Source organism: Streptomyces sp. 147326 (genome assembly GCF_045000215.1).
GTDB lineage: Bacteria > Actinomycetota > Actinomycetes > Streptomycetales > Streptomycetaceae > Streptomyces.
The window spans coordinates 996737-1014707 of sequence record NZ_CP134201.1 but is presented as its reverse complement, the minus strand read 5'-3'; the positions used below and the strand labels follow the sequence as shown (position 1 = coordinate 1014707).

The window sequence follows — 17971 nt, the reverse complement described above, 5'->3', positions numbered from 1 at the left end:
TCACCTGACACTCTTGTCGCTGCAAGACCATGCACGGGGGATTCTTTATGCATTTCGACGAAGGAGAACTCGGCCTCCCCGGACTCTTGCTGATGGAGCTCGATTCTTGGCGGAAGTCGCCGGTGGCCGAGGAATTTCCCTCTTCCAGGGTCGTGCGCTACATCAGGTCCGTCGGCAAGCACTTCCTCGCGACGCCCGTCGTCGAGGAGCTCGTCCGGGTTCGCGCCGGCCAGTCCGATATCGTCGGCGACGACGCAAGCCGCGAACACCTGCGGCGCTTCCTGTCCGTGGTGCTGGACAAGCACGACGGGACCTACGACTACACGACCTACACGGCCCTTGACCTGCTGCGGCCGCAGAACGCCGAGCCGCTTCCGGATTTCGAGGACGAGGTCGCCACCCGCATAGCGTTCCTTCTCTACGATGCTCTCGCATTCGAATGCGGGGCGGCCCTCGGATATCGCTCCCAGTTGCCGTGCATGCGGCCGTCCCGGGACGCCGTGGAAAAACGGCTGCGGCACGGGCTCCGTGTCGCAACCGAAATGGACAGGCTGAGCGCCAAACCCATCACGCCGAGGGTATCCTCCCTCCAGGAGCGGTACGATCAGCTCGTCGACGTACTCGAAGGAGCACCGCCCGGGATGGCTCCCAGGCTGGAGCAGACCCTTCTGCCCGTCTACATCATTCACGATGAATATCTCTTCATCCGAGTGCTCCAGTCGTTCGAGTCGATATTCGAGCACCTGGCCCGACTGGCGTCCGAGGCAATTCTCAGGCTTGAAGCCCGGGATGCGGAAGAGTCTCTTCTGCTGCTTTCCTCGATCGCCCGGGTGCTGAGTCACGGGCTTCCGCTCTTCTCCCTGCTCGCCACGATGCAGCGCGAGTCGTTCGAGTTCTTCAGGAAGTTCACCGAGGGCGCCAGCGCCATCCAGTCGGTCAACTACAAAACGTTCGAAGCCCTGTGCGGCACGCCCCCGCCGGCGCGCGTCGAGTCCCCGGCCTTCCAGTCCGTTCCCGAGGTGCGCGGCCGCGTCCTGCAGAGCATGACCACCGTGCGCGGGGCCGCGGACGCCCTGATCGCGAGCGGTGCCCACGACGCGGAGGTCGAAGCGCGCCTGGCCCGGGCGATGGCGCAGATCGAAGCCGTCCACCAACGCTGGAAGCGAACCCACTACCGGTTGGCCGTCCGCATGATCGGTTCGGTCAGCGGCACGGGCTACACCGAGGGCACCCCGTATTTGAGATCCGTCATCGACAACAGGCTGTTCCGCCGAGCTGAGGAGACTACGTACTAATGGCACGACGCATCGAAGAAGGCCGGCCGGGCGAGGCCAAGGCGGTTCTCAACCCCAGCGAGTCCAACCCGCTCCTGCGTTTCGAGTACGACCGCGGCAGCAACTACGAGATGGACACCCGGATCACCCTCGCGATGGCCGCGCTGGTCCCCGAGGCCGAACTGATCAACTCCGACCACCGGATGTTCCAGATCGTCCACCTGGTCAACGAGTACGTGTGGTGCTCGATGCACCACGAACTGGGACGCGTGGCCGGGGCCCTCGACAACGACGACTTCGGGCTGGCCGCCCGTCTCATCGCCCGGACGAACGGACTGGCGGAGTTGCCCGTCCAGTGCGTCCGGATTCTGATGGACCACCTGGCCCAGGCGAGCTTCCTGCGCATGCGCGACCACCTTCCGGCCAACACCAGCGGGCTGGACTCGCCGGGCGGACGCAACCTGCGCCGGGTCTGCCGGGCGGTGTGGAAGTCGTTCGAAGCCGCCATGAAGCGGCACGACGTGACGTCCAAGGACCTGATCGAGGAGTTCGCCCGTGAGGGCGGAGAGGCGTCGGCCGCGTGGCTGAGCGGGCTGTCGTCGGTACAGACCGGACTCCACGCGCTCGACTGCAAGCTCATGGAGTGGAACCAGCTTCACCTGCGTCTGGTCCGTCAGCACCTGGGCGGTCACCCGGCGGCGCGCGCCGAGTCCACCCCCGCGGCCGCAGACGGCCCGACCAGCCTTCGCGGTGAACCCGTGAACGAGCTCGAGCGGCTGTCCGAGCGGTCCGTCTTCCCGCTCCTGTGGAAGAGCGTCGACGACGCCTACCGGCAGGCGACCCCGGACCGGACCCCGCAGATATGAGCAATGTCGTCACCGCCGGAGCCGAACAGCTCGACCTCTGGCTGGCCGCGAGCCAGGAACCGGAATCCTCCCGCTACAACGTTCCCATCTGCCTGACGTTCCAGGGCCGGGTCGACGAAGCGGCCGTACGGGCGGCGCTCGTGCGACTGTACGAGCGTCATCCGGCACTGCGTTCGTCCTTCCGGACGGACGACGACGGTACGGTCAAGCAGGTCGTCGCCGCGCGCGTCGAGCCGTCCCTGCGGGTCGTCCGGTCCGCTGCGGACCTCGACGACGCGCGCCGGACGGCATGGGCCGAGCAGGTGGGACTGCGGCCCCTCGACATGACGACGCCCGGCCTGCTGCGATCCGATCTCCTGCTGGAGCCCGGTGGGGCCGTGCTGGTCATGACGGGCCACCACATCGTGCTCGACGCCGCTTCGGTCGATGTCCTCGTGGACGACCTCTGCTCGTTCTACGAGCAGACGATCGAGCCGCGGACTGGCGAGGCCGAGGAGAGCCGGCAGGACGCCGAGGAGCCGAGCGGGGATCCGGCGGAGGACCTCGCCTACTGGCTGGGGCTCCTCCAGGAGTCGTCCGAGATGCTGGAGCCCCTGCCGGACCTGGTCCGGGGCGTGCGGCCGTCGTCCGCGGGATGCGAGGAGGCCTCGATCACCGGCGGGTCGGTGCCGGCCCTCCGGGCTCACTTCGAGTCCGCCCTGGTCTCCCCGGCGATCGGGCTCCTCGCGGCGTGGACCGCGGTCCTCCACCAGTGGAGCGGCCAGGCCGAAGGTCTCCTGGGCATCCCGTTCAGCGGGCGGTTCGGTTCGGGCGGTGACGACACCGTCGGCCTCGTTGCGCGTGTACTCCCGGTGCGATCGTCCTTCGCCCCGGAGACACCGTGGATCGACCATCTCACGGCCGTCCGCGGCCAGGTGATCGAGTCCTTCGAGCATTCGGGCGTGGACACCGGCACCCTCCGTGCGGAGCTCGCGGCGAGGGGACAGCGGTACCCCACGTTCCGGGCCACCTTCACGCACCGCACCACGGCCGACGTCAGACGCCTGTGTTCCGGCACGACCGTCACACGGCTCGACGTGCGGCTCGGCGCCGTGAAACACGACGTCGCGCTGATGGCGGTCGAAAGCAACGACGGCCTCACGCTGAAGCTGGACTACGACGCCGGCATCTACCGGCAGTCGACCGCCCGGGCGATGCTCGACCAGCTCCTCGGCCTCCTCCTCGCGGCTGCGGAGAGTCCCTCGACGCACATGGGCGACCTCCTGCTGGAATCCGACGCCATGGCCGCACCCGCGGGCGGCGCCGCCGATCCCCGGAGCGCCCACCCGACCAGGACCCCGCCGGAGATGGTCGTCGACGCCGCGACGAGCGATCCGGACCGCATCGCGGTGATCCACGGCACGGAGTCCCTCACCTACGGAGAGCTGGTCGCGGCGTCCGCCCAGGTCGCCCGATGGCTCCTTCAAGACGATCACCACGCCTCGTGCTCCGGGCAGGAGCCCGAGGAACTCGTGGCGGTCCTGCTCTCCGAGGGCATCGACGCCGTCGTCGCGTTCCTCGGCATCGCCCTGGCGGGCAAGGCGTACCTTCCGCTGGAGCCCGGGTATCCCGACGAGAAGCTCGAGTCGATCCTCCGGGACTCCGGCGTCCGCCGGGTCCTCACCTCGCCCGACGGCGTGGAGCGCCTCGCGCGCCTCGGCCACCCCGCGCACTCCGTCGCCGACGTGAGAGCCGCGGCCTCCGCCCTCCCCGCCGCCCCGCCCGCCGTCGGGCTCCACCCCGACATGCTCCTCAACGTGCTCTACACCTCCGGATCGACCGGACGGCCCAAGGGCGTGATGCTCTCGCACCTGGGCGTCTCCCGGCTGATGCAGGGCGACGGCTACGTCCGGCTCGAACCGGACGACAGGATCGCCCACTTGTCCCCGTTGAACTTCGACGGCGCGACCTACGAGATCTGGGGTGCGCTGACCCACGGCGCACGCCTCGTGATCCTCGACCGGGAGCTGGCGCTCTCGCCCGCCGAGCTGCGCGACGCCGTCGCGGAACACGGCGTCACCATGCTCATGGTCACCACCCCCCTGTTCCACAACCTCGTCACCGAGGCCCCCGATCTCTTCCAGCACCTCCGGGTGATGGTCTTCGGCGGTGACACGGCCGCGATCCCGCAGGTGGCACGCGCCGTGAAGTGGTGCGGTCCCGGCGTGCTGCTGCACGGCTACGGCCCGACCGAGAACTCCTTCACGTCGATGTTCACCAAGGTCGACGCGGTGGAGGACGGGAGCCGCACGCTCTCGATCGGCCACTGCGTCCCGGGAACGGAGGCGTACGTCGTCCACGAGGGGACCTTCGACCTCGCTCCCGTGGGATGCCCCGGCGAGTTGCTGCTCGGCGGCGTCGGCCTCGCCCGGGGTTACCTCGGCGACCCGCTCCGTACGGCCGAGGCCTTCGTGCCGGATCCGTTCAGCGGCCGGCCGGGCCACCGTCTCTACCGAACGGGCGACCGGGTCCGCCGCCTGCCCGGGGGTGAGATCGAGTTCGTCGGGCGCATGGACGAGCAGGTGAAGATCCGCAGTCAGCGCATCGAGCTCGGAGAGATCCGGTCGGCCCTGCTCGCCGACCCCGCGGTCCGCGCCTGCCACGTCACGACCTGGCGCAATCCGCGTGACGAGAAGGAGATTGCGGCCTACCTGGTGTTGCAGTCGGGCGGCACCTGGCAGGACGTGCGATCCCGGATGGGCTCGGTCCTCCCGGACTTCGCCGTGCCGACCGCCTGGGCGGAACTGGACGAACTCCCGCTCAACGCCAACGGCAAGGTCGACTGGCGCCGGCTGCCCGCTCCGCACCGCCGGTCCGGGGCACGCCCGGCCGGCGTCCGCACGGTGGTCGCACAGCGCGGCCTCGACGCGGTGCGGGCCGCGTGGTGCGAGGTGCTCGGCGAGGTCCCGCCGGACGACGACGTCAACTTCTTCGAGGCCGGAGGCCATTCGCTGCTGCTGGTGCGCCTCCAGGCCATGCTGAAGAGGCACGCCCGTCTGGAACTGAGCGTCGCCGAACTGCTCAGGTTCACCTCCGTCCGCGCCCAGGCGGCACGGCTGGGGAGCCCGGACGGCCTTCCCCAGGCCGCCCCGGCCGCGGTCCCCACCGCCGCCGACGAGCCGATCGCCATCATCGGCGTCGCCGGACGCTTCGCCCTCGCGCCGGACGTGTACGCCTTCTGGGACAACCTGCGGGACGCGCGCGACTGCGTCGCGGGCGCGGGCACGCCGGCGGTCGCGCTCGGCGACGGACGGCTGCGCATCGACCGCTGGGGTCTGCTCGACACGGCACGCGCGTTCGACGCCGAGCTCTTCCGGCTGTCTCCGGTCGAAGCGCGTGCGACCGACCCGCAGCACGCGCTGCTCCACGAATGCCTGTGGGCGGCCATGGAGAACGCCGCGGTCACCTTGGACCAGCTGCGGGGACGCACCAGCATCTACGCGGGCTGTGCGGAGACCGAGGCACAGGAACCGCTCGGCGAGGACTCCCTCGCGGAAGGGCTCTCCCAGGCCTTCTCCTCCCGCCCCTCCTTCGCGGCCACCCGGTACTCCTACCGCCACGATTTCCAGGGCGAGAGCGTCATGGTCGACACGGCCTGCTCGACCTCCCTGGTGGCGGTTCACCTGGCCTGCGCGAGCCTGCGGTCCGGCGCCAGCGACTACGCCTTCGCAGGCGGGGTGTCGATCGCCGACCCGGCGGACGGCGGATACGTCTACGAGCCCGGCATGATCTACGCCACCGACGGCGTGTGCCGGCCCTTCGACGTCCGGGCCACCGGAACGGTGGGCGGGGACGGCGCCGGCGTCGTCCTGCTCAAGAGGCTCTCCGACGCGCTCCGTGACGGAGATCCGATCCACGCCACGATCGTCGGCTCGGCGATCAACAACGACGGCAACCGGAAGGCCGGTTACACGGCGCCCGGAGCGGACGGCCAGGTGGGCGTGTTCCGGAACGCTCTGCGGTTCGCGGGCCGCGAGGCCGGCCACCTCGGATTCGTCGAGACCCACGGCACGGGTACCCGGCTGGGAGACGCGGTGGAGGCGACGGCGCTGGGCGAGGTCGTCGGGGAGCGGGCCGCTCCGCTGCCCGTCAGCTCGGTCAAGTCCGCGATCGGCCACTGCAACACGGCAGCCGGTATCGCAGGCCTGCTCACCGCGGTCTACGCGCTGGGGGAGAAGGTCCTTCCGGGCACGGTCAACTCAGGCCGGCCCATCGAGGAACTCACGCAGAACGGGAGCCTTCGCCTGCTGACCGCGAACGAGGAATGGCCGGCCGGCGACGCACCGCGGCTCGCCGGAGTGAGTTCGTTCGGAATCGGCGGCACCAATGCATGCGTGCTCGTGGAGGAATTCATCGAGCCGACCGGGGGGACCCATCAGTGACTGCACAGAACAGGGTTGAACCGCCCTTCATCCTTCCTCTCTCCGCGCGGGGCGCAACGGCCTTGGCGCACACCTCGACCGGTCTCGCGGACTTTCTGGAAGACCGGTGGGGGACCGGCCTGGGGGACGCGGCGCACACGCTCGTCCACGGTCGGGAGAGGTTCGAGCACCGCCTCGCCGTACTCGCCGACGACACGGAATCCGCCGCGGCCCTGCTCCGGCACCCGCAGGCCCCTTCGGCCGGCGTCCGGACGGGCGTGGCCGCCGAAGGCGAGTGCCGTACGGTCTTCGCCTTCACCGGTCAGGGAGGCCAGTACACCGGCATGGCGGCGGGTGCGTACGCCGCCTACCCCGAGTTCCGGGAGTGGATCGACCGGGCCCACGCGCTGCTGGACGGGGTGATGCCGTATCCGCTCCTGGACTGCCTGTTCGACGCGGGCAGGGCGGCTCAGCTCGGCCGCACGGACGTCGCGGCCCCCGCGCTGCTCGCCGTCCAGCTCGGTCTGGTGCGCGTGCTCGCGCGGTACGGCATCCGTCCCGATGCGGTCCTGGGGCACAGCGTGGGCGAGTTCGCCGCCGCGGCCGTCGCGGGAGGTGTGTCCGAGGAGGACGCGCTCATGCTGGTCGCCGAGCGCGGCAGGCTGATGGTCGAGAAGACGGAGCCCGGCACCATGCTGTCGGTCCGGTGCCGCCCCGGTTCCGCCTGGGACACCGGAAGGGTGGCCGGTCTGGCCGCTGACGAACCCCTGGTGGCGATCGCCGCGGTCAACAGCCCCCGGGACCTGGTGCTGAGCGGTGACCGGCGGTCCCTGGAGCGGATCGAGGAGGTGCTGGGCGGCGAGGGCGTGCGGACGCGCCGGCTGCCGGTCTCGCACGCGTTCCACTCCCCGCTCCTCGCCCCGATGGCGGACGACTTCCACCGGGCGGCGGACGCGATCACCTGGTCGGCGCCCACCTCCGCCGCGTGGTTCAGCTGCGCCGCCGGCCCGATGGACGCGGCGCCCGACGCCGCGCACTGGCGGGAGCACCTGCTCCGGCCGGTGGAGTTCTGGAATGCCCTGTCACAGGTGTGCACCGCGGGAACGCCGACCGTCCTGGTGGAGATCGGCCCGCACCCCACGCTCATCCAGCTCGCCGGGCAGCTGGCCGACCCGCCGGCCCTGGTGCCGACGCTCGACCGTGAGCGCGACGCGGCCGTCGCCGTGGCGGGAGCCGCGGCGCAGGCATGGTGCCTGGGCGCCCCCGCAGACCTCACCGGCGGCGTGTCCGGGCGCAGGATCCACCTGCCGGGTTACGGATTCGACCGGCGGGTCCACTCGGAGCGACCGGCACCGAAGCCGAGCACGAGCACGAGCCCGGCTCCGGCCGTCGCGCCGGCCTCCGCCCGGCCCGTGGCGCGTGACGTGCTCGAAGGCATCTGGACCGACCTGCTGGCCGTCACCCCCGACGAGTGTGCCTCGTTCGTCGAGGCCGGCGGAGACTCGCTGGCCCTGCTGCGGCTGCGGCAGCGGCTCGAAGCGGAACTGGGCACCGCACCCGGCCTGGGAGACCTGCTGGACGCCGGGACCTTCGCGGGAATGCTCGCGTTGCTGCCCGACCACGCGGCAGAGCCCTCCTCCACGCCCCCGGCTCCGGCCGCCTCCTCGACGGTGGTCGCCTCGTACCCGCCGTCCCTGGCCCAGCAGCGGATGCTGTTCGTGGACCTGATGCAGGGCGATTCCAACCAGCACAACGTCACGCTCGCGGTGGACATCGCCGGCCGGGTGGACCCGGCAGCGATGCGCGAGGCCTTCACCGACGCCCAGCGCCGTCACTCCGGTCTGCGCACCGTCTTCCACCAGAGGGGCGGACAGTTCGAGACCGAGATCCTCGGCGAGCCGGGCGTGGAGCTCTCCGTCCTCGACACGGCGCTCGGACCGGAGCGGGAAACGCTCCGTCCGCTGGCCGGGGACGACGACGTCCGGGAATGGGTGCGCGAGCTGGGGGAACCTCCCCTGCGCTGCTTCGCCGAGCCGCCCGTACGCGCGACGCTGGTCCTCGGCCCGGCCCGGAGCCTGATGGTGATCACGGTGCACCACGCGGTGACCGACGCGACGTCCATGGGCGTCATGGTCGAGGACCTGGCGCAGGACTACCACCGCCGACGGGCAGGGGACCACACGCCGGCCCGGGCGAACGCGCACCAGTTCCACGACGTCCTCGCCGAACTGGAGCGGGCCGAGCAGAACGACACGACGCGGAGCAGCGCCTACTGGCGGGAACAGCTCGAAGGCGCGCCGGACCTGGTGCCCCTTCCCACCGACCGTCCCCGACCCGAGGTGCGGGCGGGCGCCGGCGCGATCTGGGGCTGCGACCTGGACCCCGAACTGGCGTCACGGATCCGGGCACTGTCCGCCGAGCTGAACGCCACACCGTTCAGCACCATGCTGGCCGCCTACGCGGTCCTCCTGCGCCACCACAGCGGCGCGGACGACATGGCGATCGCGACACCGGTCACCAGCCGGTCCACGGAGGCGTCGCAGCGGGCCTTCGGACTGATGCTGAACACCCTGGTGCTCAGGGTGGTGCTCGGCCACGACGACTCGTTCGCCTCCTTGGCGAAGACCGTGAGCGCGGTGGTACTCGAAGGGATCCGGCATTCGGCGTTCCCGTTCGACAGACTGGTCGCCGAGCTGAATCCGAAGCGGGACCCCGGCCGCACCCCGCTGTTCTCCGTGATGTTCGCGATGCCGGTGGACTTCCCCCTGCCCGCCTTCGACGGCATGCCCAGCCGCTCGGTGGAACTGCCCGGAATCGGCGCGAAGTTCGACCTGACCCTGTACGTCACCCCGGCTGCGGACGGCGGTCTGCACCTGGACCTGGAATACGATCCGGCGCTCTTCGGCGAGGCGACGGTCCGGCAGTGGGGCGCCGACTACACGCGGCTGCTGGAAGCCGTGGTCGCCGACCCCGGCGTCCGGCCGTCCCTGCCCGAGTCCGAGGCGTCCGCGGCGAAGGCCGGCACGACGGAAGGTGTGAGCATGACGGGAGGCGGCGACCGGCCGTTCAGCGACCTCGAACGCTACGTCGCGGACCTGTGGTCCGAAACGCTGCAGGCCGAGGTCAAGGGCCCCGAGGACGACTTCTTCGAGATCGGCGGTCACTCCCTGCAGGTGTTGGCCTGCCTGGTCGAGATCCAGGAGCGTTACCCCGACACCACCATCCAGGACTTCTTCGCGTACCCGACCGTGGAGCAGTTCGCCGCCCGCCTGGCGGAACTGGACGCGGAGGTGCCCGCGCCCTCCGTCCGGGAGACGGCCGGGCTCAGCGAGGCGGCCCCCGTGGCGCGACCGGTCCGGCACACCGCGGCGACGCCGGCCGATGGTGGTGAGGTCCTCCTCACCGGTGCGACGGGCTTCCTCGGCGCGCACGTGCTGGCCGCGCTGCTGCGCGAGCCCGGCCGTCCGCTGGCGTGCGTGGTGCGGCGGAGCGGCGAGGTCCCGGCGATGGACCGGCTCGCGCAGGTGGTCGCGTACTACGCGCCGGACGTTCTCTCCGAACTGCCCGGTCGGGTACGGATCATCGAAGGCGACCTCAGCACGATCAGCCCCGAAGAGCTGGCGGCTGCCACCGAAGGGGTCCGGGAGGTCATCCACGCGGCCGCCGAGGTGCGCCACTACGGCCGCGACGACCACTACTCCGCGAACAACATCGTCCCGACCGCCATGCTCGCCCACCTGGCCCTGGCCCGCGGCTGGCGCATGGCTCACATGTCCACGCTGTCCGCCGTCGGCCCCGCGCCCGGCGACGGACCCCTGGTGACCCTGCGGGAGGACGACTTCGACCGGGGCGAGGCCTTCGACAGCCCCTATGCCCGGTCGAAGTACGAGGCCGAACTCGTCGTCAGGAAGGCGATCGCCGACGGGCTGGACGCGACCGTGCACCGCGTGGGCACACTGGTCGGCAACACCCGGACCGGCACCTTCCTGCCCGATCCGAGCGCGAACATGATGTACCAGATCCTGCGGGTGATCCTCAGCTGCGGCCTCGTCCCCTCGGCACCGGGGTGGGGCATGGACCTGACCCCCGTCGATTTCGCGGCCGACGCCGTCCTGGAGCTCTCCCGGAACCCGGCCCACTCGGGCCGCACCTTCCACGTCAGCAACCCGGTGAGGCTCCCCTCGTCCGACCTCGTGGCGATCCTCCGCGACCTCGGCTATGCCGTGATCCCCGCCGCCCCGGAGGCGGTGGGGGAGTGGCTGGGACGGCCGGGAGCCGACGCCGTCGACGCCAACGCCTATGCGTTCCTGGCCCAGTTCGTCAAGCCCGTGCCCACCATGGTCGAGTACGACGCGCAGGCCACGGCGGACGCCCTGGGTGATCTGCGCTGCCCCGAGCCCGACGCGGCCCTGCTGCGCACCCTTCTGGGCCACGGCATCGAAACGGGCTTCTTCCCGAAGTCGCGGCTCTGGGACTTCGCCACTCACCTCGACAACCCGAATGCGTTTGGAGCAGCACAGTGATCTATGACGTCGTCACCAACGACGAGGGCCAGTACTCGACCTGGCCGGTCGGGCGAGAGCTGCCCGACGGCTGGAAGCCGACCGGCTTCCAGGGCGGCAAGGAGGAGTGCCTCAGCCACATCGGGGGAGAGTGGACGGACCTGACGCCCCTGTCGGTGCGCGAGCTCCTCGAACCGCAGACCAACTCGCTCACGACGGAACGCCTCACCCTCCGGGAGCTGACTCCCGCCCAGGTGGCCGTGCTGCTCGACGAGAACGCCACCTCCGACGACTGGATAGCCGGCTACCCGCTGCCCGGCAGCAAGTTCGCCGCCGGGGGCTTCGGGCGACGCACCCCCGACCAGATGAGGTACGGGTTCGGCATGTACCAGCTCGTCCGGGCAACGGACGGCCTGGTGATCGGCGAAATGGGCTTCCACGCGCCGCCGAGCGGCGGTGTCGTCGAGGTCGGATTCGGCCTCGCGGAGTCCTGCCGCGGCGCGGGCTACGCCACCGAGGCCCTGACCGAGCTCGTCCGCTGGGCCTTCTCCCAGGCGGGCGTCGACCAGGTGGTGGGTCGCACGATGGCCGACAACACGCCCTCCCAGGGTGTGCTGACCCGGACGGGCTTCCAGCACGTCTCCCGTGACGGGGACATCGAGCGCTTCGTCCTCGGCGCGGCGGACCTCGCGCCCGTCTCGGAGCCCCTCGACCTCGACGACGAGGGCCGCGCCCTGATCGCCGGGGTGATCGAGGGACGCTTGTCGAGCGGGCGGCGCCACGAGCTGGCCTTCGCTCCCGGGACCGACCCGATGATCCGGGCGATCCGCGAGGACGGCCACACGCTGGCGTTCGTCCAGTGCGGCGGCCTGAAGGGCGTCGACGACCAGGACAACCACTTCCTGGACATCGTGGTGCGCCCGGAGGCCGCACGCCGCGGCCTCGCCTCGCGCCTGCTCGCCGAGGCCCGTGTCTTCGCCCGCGGCGAGGGCAAGACCGGCCTGGTCGCCGCCACCGCCGACGAGGACGAGATCTCCGGCGCCTGGGTGCGCAAGCACGGCTTCGAGGTGATCGGCCTGCACGGCGTGAGCAAGCGGACGCCCGACGCCCCGACCGCCGAAGCTCCCGCCCACCTGACCGTCGAGCACGTGGACAGGAGCGACGCCGCGGCCGTCGAGGAGCTCGTCGCCCTCGCGGTGGTGACCTTCGCCCAGGTGGTGCTGCCCGGCGGCGTGAAGCTCAGGCTGGAGCCGGAGACGGTTCGGCAGATCGTCCTCGGAGACGGCGACGGCCTGCTGCTCGCCTGCCGCAAGGACGGGCGCCCGGTCGGCTGGCTCGCGTCGGACTCGGTCCAGGACGGCGCCGTGAACCTGGTGGACGCCCAGGCGCTCACCGAGTGCGCCGGCGAAGGAGTGCCGGACGCGCTGCTGGCCTCGGCGGCCCGATGGGCGGACCGCGAACGGATCACGGTGACCGCGATCGTCGAGGAGAAGGGGCAGGTCGAACTCGCGGAGGCCCTCCCCCGGTTCGGCTTCGACCGCAAGGACGGCAGGACGATCTGGCGGCTCACCATCGACACCGCCGCCGCCCAGTCCTGAACCGCTCTGCCGGGGCCCGGGCACCGGCAGTTCCCGTCGAATCGAAAGATGCGTCCCATGTCTTCAACCAAGCAAAATCCGCTGCGCGTGATCGGGTTGCTGCCACGCCGCGCTCAGGCGCTGCTGGTCGCCAACGCGGTGAACTCCTTCGGCGCGGGGCTGGTCATGCCCTTCCTGCTGGTGTACTTCGGAGACATCCGCGGCCTGGACATCCGGATCGGCCCCGCCGCGATCGCCGTCACCGGCCTCTGCTCGTTCGGATCCGGGCTGGTCTGGGGCCACCTGCTGGACAAGCTCAGCTACCGGCTCGTGATGCCGGTCGTCATGATCATCGCCGGTGTCGGAACCGGGCTCTACGCCATCGCCGACCGGCCGTGGATCGCGCTGGCCGTCTCGGCCCTGTACGGCCTCGGCATGGGTGGCGTGGGCACGGTCACCAAGACGATGTTCGCCACCGTGGTCCCGAAGGAGCAGCGCACGCTGACCTTCGGCCTCGAATTCACGCTCTTCAACGCCTTCGTCGGACTCGGGGTCCTGGTCGGCGGCCTCGTGGCCTCCGGCAGCCTGCGCAGCTACCAGTTGCTCTACTTGGGTGACGGGCTCTCCTTCGTCGTCACCGCGGTGGCCTTCCTGGTCCTCCTGCCGAAGACCGCGGAGAAGCAGCACCACAAGGCCAAGGCGGACGCCGACGCGCCCGCACCCTCCTACCGCTCCGTTCTTCGCATCCCCGCGCTCGCGCTGGCCCTGTTCTGCATGCTGCTGTGCGCGACCGTCTCCCTCAGCCAGTTCCAGTCCGCGCTCCCCGGCTACGTCACGGTCAACGACGCGGTCACGCCGCGCGGGATCTCGGTGGCCTTCATCGCGAACGTCGTGGTGATCGTCCTCGCCCAGTTCCTGCTCATGCCGCGGCTGGAGGGCGTGCGCAGGAGCACGCTGATCTCGGCGTCGGGCGTCCTCTCGGCGGCCAGTTGGGTGTGCGTCTTCTTCGCCGGCCTGACCTCCGGGACCGCCGCGCTGGTGACGCTCATCGCGGGTGTCGCGATCTTCTCGGTCGCCGAGGTCATCGTGATCCCCATCGTCGCCACGCTCATCAACGGACTGGTCACCGACGAGGTCCGCGGGCGCACCAACGCCCTGTTCTCCTTCGTCATCTCCGGGGGGATGATCCTGGGCCCGCTGCTCACGACCGCTCTCCTCGAGGTCGAACACGGCAGGGCGCTGATCGTGGTGCTGGCGGTCGGGAGCCTGCTCGTCCCGCTGGCCGGCCTCAAGCTTCGCCGGAGCCTGCCGGACGAGCAGGACCGCCCCGCGGCGAAGGCGGCAACCACGGCCGAGGCCGAGTCGGACGGCGAACTGGCCGCCGCGACGGCCTGACCTCCCGGGGCTCCGGGCCGGACGGCATCGTGCCTTTCGGCCCGGCGGCCCGGCGGCCCGGCGCCCCGAGCCGGGCGCCCCGAGCCGCCCCGGATGACGAGCCATCCCTCCTCGCCTGCGACGCGATGCCGGCGGTTCGCCGCCCCATGCCCTTTTCGAAAGAAGGCAACAGTTGATGACGAACACAACGAGGAACCCGTGACGAGTTCACTGATCGATCGATTCCGTGCCTTCGGGGACGGTGACGCCCTCGTCGTCGATGGAGTCCGGTACACGTACGCGGCGCTGGCGGAACGCGTCCGGGACTGGCAGGCCTACCTCGACGAGCACGACGTCGGCGCCGGCCACGTGGTCGCCCTTGAAGGCGCCTGTGATGTCGACGTGTGCGCCGCGTTCGTCGCACTGGCCGACCGGGGCGGGATCATCGTCCCGCTGCCCCGGTCCTCGGGTGCCAAGCGCGCCGAGTACCACGAGACCGCCGAGGTGGAAGTGGCCATCACCGTGGCCGGCGGAACGGGACGCGCCGTCGAGCGGACCGGCCTGCGGGCGACGCACGCACTCCACGGACGTCTCCGGGACGCGGGAACACCGGGCCTGGTGCTGTTCAGCTCGGGAACCACGGGACGCAGCAAGGCGATCGTGCTCGACCTGGGCACGATGCTGGCGCAGTACGGCGAACCGTCGCGGGCCCGGCGCACCCTGGGCTTCCTCAGCATCGACCACATCGGCGGGATCAACACCCTGCTGCACACGTTGAACCACGGCGGCACCCTGGTCACGCTCTCGGACCGCAGGCCCGACACCGTGTGCTCGGCGATCGCCGCCTTCGGTGTCGAGGTCCTTCCCACCACGCCGACGTTCCTCAACATGCTGCTCATCTCGCACGCTCACGAACAGCACGACCTGTCGTCGCTGGAACTGATCACCTACGGCACCGAGCCCATGCCCCAGCGCACGCTGGAGCTGCTCAACCAGGCGCTGCCGTCGGTGCGGTTCAAGCAGACGTACGGCCTCTCGGAACTCGGCATCATGGCGACCAAGTCGAAGGGCGACGGGAGTCTCTGGGTCAAGCTCGGCGGCGCCGGATTCGACTACCGGATCGTCGACGGAATCCTCTGGGTGCGCTCCGACACGGCCATGCTGGGCTACCTCAACGCGGCCGCTCCGTTCGACGACGACGGCTACTTCAACACCCAGGACGCCGTGGAGACCGACGGCGACTACGTGCGGATCCTCGGCCGCGTCACCGAGTTGATCAATGTGGCCGGAGAGAAGGTCTACCCGAGCGAGGTCGAGAGCGTCCTGCTCGAAATCCCGAACATCGCCGAGGCCACGGTCTCCGGCAGGCCCAGCCACGTGACAGGGATGGTGGTGAAAGCCACCGTGAAACTGGTCAGCCCCGCGGACGCGCGCGAAGTCGCCCGCGAGGTCCGCGAGTACTGCGGCCGACGGCTGGAAGCGTACAAAGTGCCGCTCGTCGTGGAGGTCTCCGACGCCGACCAGCACTCCGACCGGTTCAAGAAGGTGCGTACTCCCGCATGACAGAGAATCTCAGCACAGCAGTGGACGAGGGCGTCGGCGCAGGACGGGTGGCCGTCGTCAGCGGCGGCAGCCGGGGGCTGGGACGCGTCCTGGTCGAACGCCTGCTCGCCGACGGCTGGCGAGTCGCGACGTTCAGCCGCTCCACCTCCGAATTCATCGCCGAATCGAGCGCGGCCCACCCGGAATCCTTCTACTGGGAGGCAGTCGACCTGGGCGAGCCCACGACGGCGCGGACCTTCGTCCGCAACGTCCACCGCGCCTTCGGCAGGCTGGACCTGCTCGTCAACAACGCCGGCCTGGTGCGCGAGGAACTGCTCTTCACCATGCCGCCGAAGGCGATCGAGGCGCAGATCACCGCCAACCTGGTCGCCCCCATCATGCTCACCCAGGCCTGCGCGCGGCTGATGACCCGCCAGGGCGGCGGGAACATCGTCAACATCTCGTCCATCAACGCCATCCGCGGCTACCGGGGCGTCTCGGTCTACGCGGCGGCCAAGGCGGGCCTCGACGGGTTCACCCGGAGCCTCGCCCGTGAACTCGGCGGCAACGGAATCCGCGTCAACTCGGTGGTGCCCGGCTACTTCGACAGCGCGATGACCGCGGAGATGCCCGCCGCGTATCGCGAACGCATCGAGCGCCGGACCCCTCTCGGCAGGCTCGCCGCGGCGGACGACATCGCCGATGCCGTCCTCTACCTCAGCTCCCCCCGGGCGGAATTCGTTACCGGGCAATCCCTGGTCATTGACGGAGGTCTCACATGCTGAACGCACAAGAGTCGATCGAAGCGGAAATCCTTCGCCTGCTGCAGGGCCCAGACGGGGAAATCCCCACGATTTCCCTGACGAGCGACCTGGTCGGGCTCGGCCTCACCTCGCTCATGTTCGCCGAGTTGCTCATCGGCATGGAGATGGAGCTCGGGGTGGACCCCTTCCAGGGCGAGACCTCGATCGTCGAGATGCGCACGGTCGGCGACCTGGTCAACGCCTACGACACTGCGCTCGGCGCAGAGTCCGCACGAGGGTGAGGTAGCGAGACCTTGAGCATCTGCGTTCTCCGCGGCCGGTCGACCGTCGCCGTGGAACCCGCTGAACTGACCTTGGTCCTCCTGCACCACGCGGGAGGATCGGCGGGGAGCTTCGTACCCCTCCTGCCCCACCTCCCCGAGAGCTGGCGGATCCTGGTCCCGGAGCTGCCGGCGCGGGCGACCGCTCCCAAGCAGCCGGTCTGCCCGAGCATCGAGAGCGCGGTGGACTCGTTCGCCGAGGACCTGGCCGGAGAACTGTCCGGACCCTACGCGGTCTTCGGCCACTGCCTCGGAGCGCTGATCGCCTTCGAGCTCGTCCACGAACTCGCGAAGCGGGGGCACCAGCCGCTGTGGGTCGGTGTGTCAGGGAGCCCGGCGCCCCAACTCGTCGTCCCCGAACCGGCGAACGGCCGGCCCGAGGACTGGACGCGCGACCAGTACGTCGACTACATGCGCTGGCTGGGCAACACCCCCGAGGCGCTGTGGGCCAACACCGTCCTGGCGGACCGCATGATCGCCGCACTCCGCAACGACCTCATCGTGAACCACGGATACCGGTACGAGGGCCACGCACCCTTTACCTCTCCGCTCTCCGTCATGAGGGGAGACTCCGATCCGCTGGTCAGCGCCGAGGAGATGCGCGCCTGGTCCGATCACGCGGGCGCCACGGATTTCCGCACCTGGCCCGGGGACCACTTCTACGTCTTCGACCGCGCGCCGGAGGTGTGCGCCCGGATCGTCGGCGCGATCACCGAAGCAGCCGCACAAACCGACATGATGGGGAGTCGTTGATGGCGACCAGATCTGCCCGCGCCGTATGGCGGGGCCCGTTGTTCGGCGACCAGCCGCAGGATGCGGGGGAGGGCTCGGTCTCCCTCGATTCGGTGGGCGTCGGCCTGCGGATGCGATGGAGCAGCAGGACCTCCGAGCCGGCCGGGGAGAGCACCCCGGAGGAGCTCGTGGCGGCCGCGCTGGCCATGGACTACGCGCAGTGCCTCACCCACAAGCTCGAAGAGCGCGGCCACCTCGCGCGCGAACTCGATGTCGAGGCCACGCTCCACCTGGAACTCGTCGAACCCGGCCGCCACTCCCTCACCTCGGGCTCCCTGACCGTCCGCGGAGTGGCAGACGTGCCCCTCGCCCTGTTCCAGGACCTCTCCGTGATCGCGCACGAGGAGTGCTTCCTCGTCATAGCCCTGGACCTGCCCATCTCGGTCCGGGCAACCCTGGCCGGCCCGGGCGACAGATAGGCGGCCCCCGACCGGAGCCCGGGGCTCCGCCGCTTCACCGCGCGAGTCGGCCGGCCCGGGACGGCCACGCCGTGCCGGGGCGGCCGCCCGGGCCCCGATCCCCGGGGACGACACCTCCCCGCGGCCGCCTTGCGCAGCAGA

11 protein-coding genes are annotated in these 17971 nt (G+C 70.6%); all 11 read left to right on the top strand.

Annotated elements, in window-relative coordinates; translation table 11 throughout:
* Window positions 1-47 precede the first annotated feature (47 nt).
* Window positions 48-1295 (top strand): tryptophan 2,3-dioxygenase, encoded by a 1248-nt coding sequence (locus RIU97_RS04605; RefSeq protein ID WP_404953477.1) that lies wholly within the window; start codon window positions 48-50, stop codon window positions 1293-1295.
* A complete protein-coding gene (locus tag RIU97_RS04600) occupies window positions 1295-2140 on the top strand; it encodes a hypothetical protein (protein ID WP_404953476.1) in 846 nt (281 codons plus the stop codon). Before RIU97_RS04605 ends, RIU97_RS04600 begins: the two co-directional genes overlap by 1 nt.
* Window positions 2137-6561, top strand: coding sequence for an amino acid adenylation domain-containing protein (locus tag RIU97_RS04595; protein ID WP_404953475.1), 4425 nt, complete (start codon window positions 2137-2139; stop codon window positions 6559-6561). Before RIU97_RS04600 ends, RIU97_RS04595 begins: the two co-directional genes overlap by 4 nt.
* Window positions 6444-11063, top strand: coding sequence for a condensation domain-containing protein (locus RIU97_RS04590; protein ID WP_404953474.1), 4620 nt, complete (start codon window positions 6444-6446; stop codon window positions 11061-11063). The genes RIU97_RS04595 and RIU97_RS04590 overlap by 118 nt, the downstream gene beginning before the upstream one ends.
* Complete coding sequence (locus RIU97_RS04585; protein WP_404953473.1) at window positions 11060-12640, top strand: GNAT family N-acetyltransferase; 1581 nt, start codon at window positions 11060-11062, stop codon at window positions 12638-12640. Before RIU97_RS04590 ends, RIU97_RS04585 begins: the two co-directional genes overlap by 4 nt.
* A gap of 57 nt (window positions 12641-12697) precedes the next feature.
* On the top strand, window positions 12698-14014 hold the full coding sequence (locus tag RIU97_RS04580; protein ID WP_404953472.1) for an MFS transporter: 1317 nt from the start codon (window positions 12698-12700) through the stop codon (window positions 14012-14014).
* A gap of 198 nt (window positions 14015-14212) precedes the next feature.
* Complete coding sequence (locus tag RIU97_RS04575) at window positions 14213-15556, top strand: class I adenylate-forming enzyme family protein (protein WP_404953471.1); 1344 nt, start codon at window positions 14213-14215, stop codon at window positions 15554-15556.
* The gene (locus RIU97_RS04570; RefSeq protein WP_404953470.1) at window positions 15553-16320 is read left to right on the top strand and encodes an SDR family NAD(P)-dependent oxidoreductase; all 768 of its coding nucleotides are present in this window, start codon (window positions 15553-15555) and stop codon (window positions 16318-16320) included. Before RIU97_RS04575 ends, RIU97_RS04570 begins: the two co-directional genes overlap by 4 nt.
* Complete coding sequence (locus tag RIU97_RS04565) at window positions 16314-16580, top strand: phosphopantetheine-binding protein (protein WP_404953469.1); 267 nt, start codon at window positions 16314-16316, stop codon at window positions 16578-16580. The genes RIU97_RS04570 and RIU97_RS04565 overlap by 7 nt, the downstream gene beginning before the upstream one ends.
* A 12-nt stretch (window positions 16581-16592) precedes the next feature.
* Window positions 16593-17372, top strand: coding sequence for a thioesterase II family protein (locus RIU97_RS04560; RefSeq protein WP_404953468.1), 780 nt, complete (start codon window positions 16593-16595; stop codon window positions 17370-17372).
* Window positions 17372-17830: a hypothetical protein gene (locus RIU97_RS04555; RefSeq protein ID WP_404953467.1), complete on the top strand. Its 459-nt coding sequence runs from the start codon at window positions 17372-17374 to the stop codon at window positions 17828-17830. The genes RIU97_RS04560 and RIU97_RS04555 overlap by 1 nt, the downstream gene beginning before the upstream one ends.
* Window positions 17831-17971 lie beyond the last annotated feature (141 nt).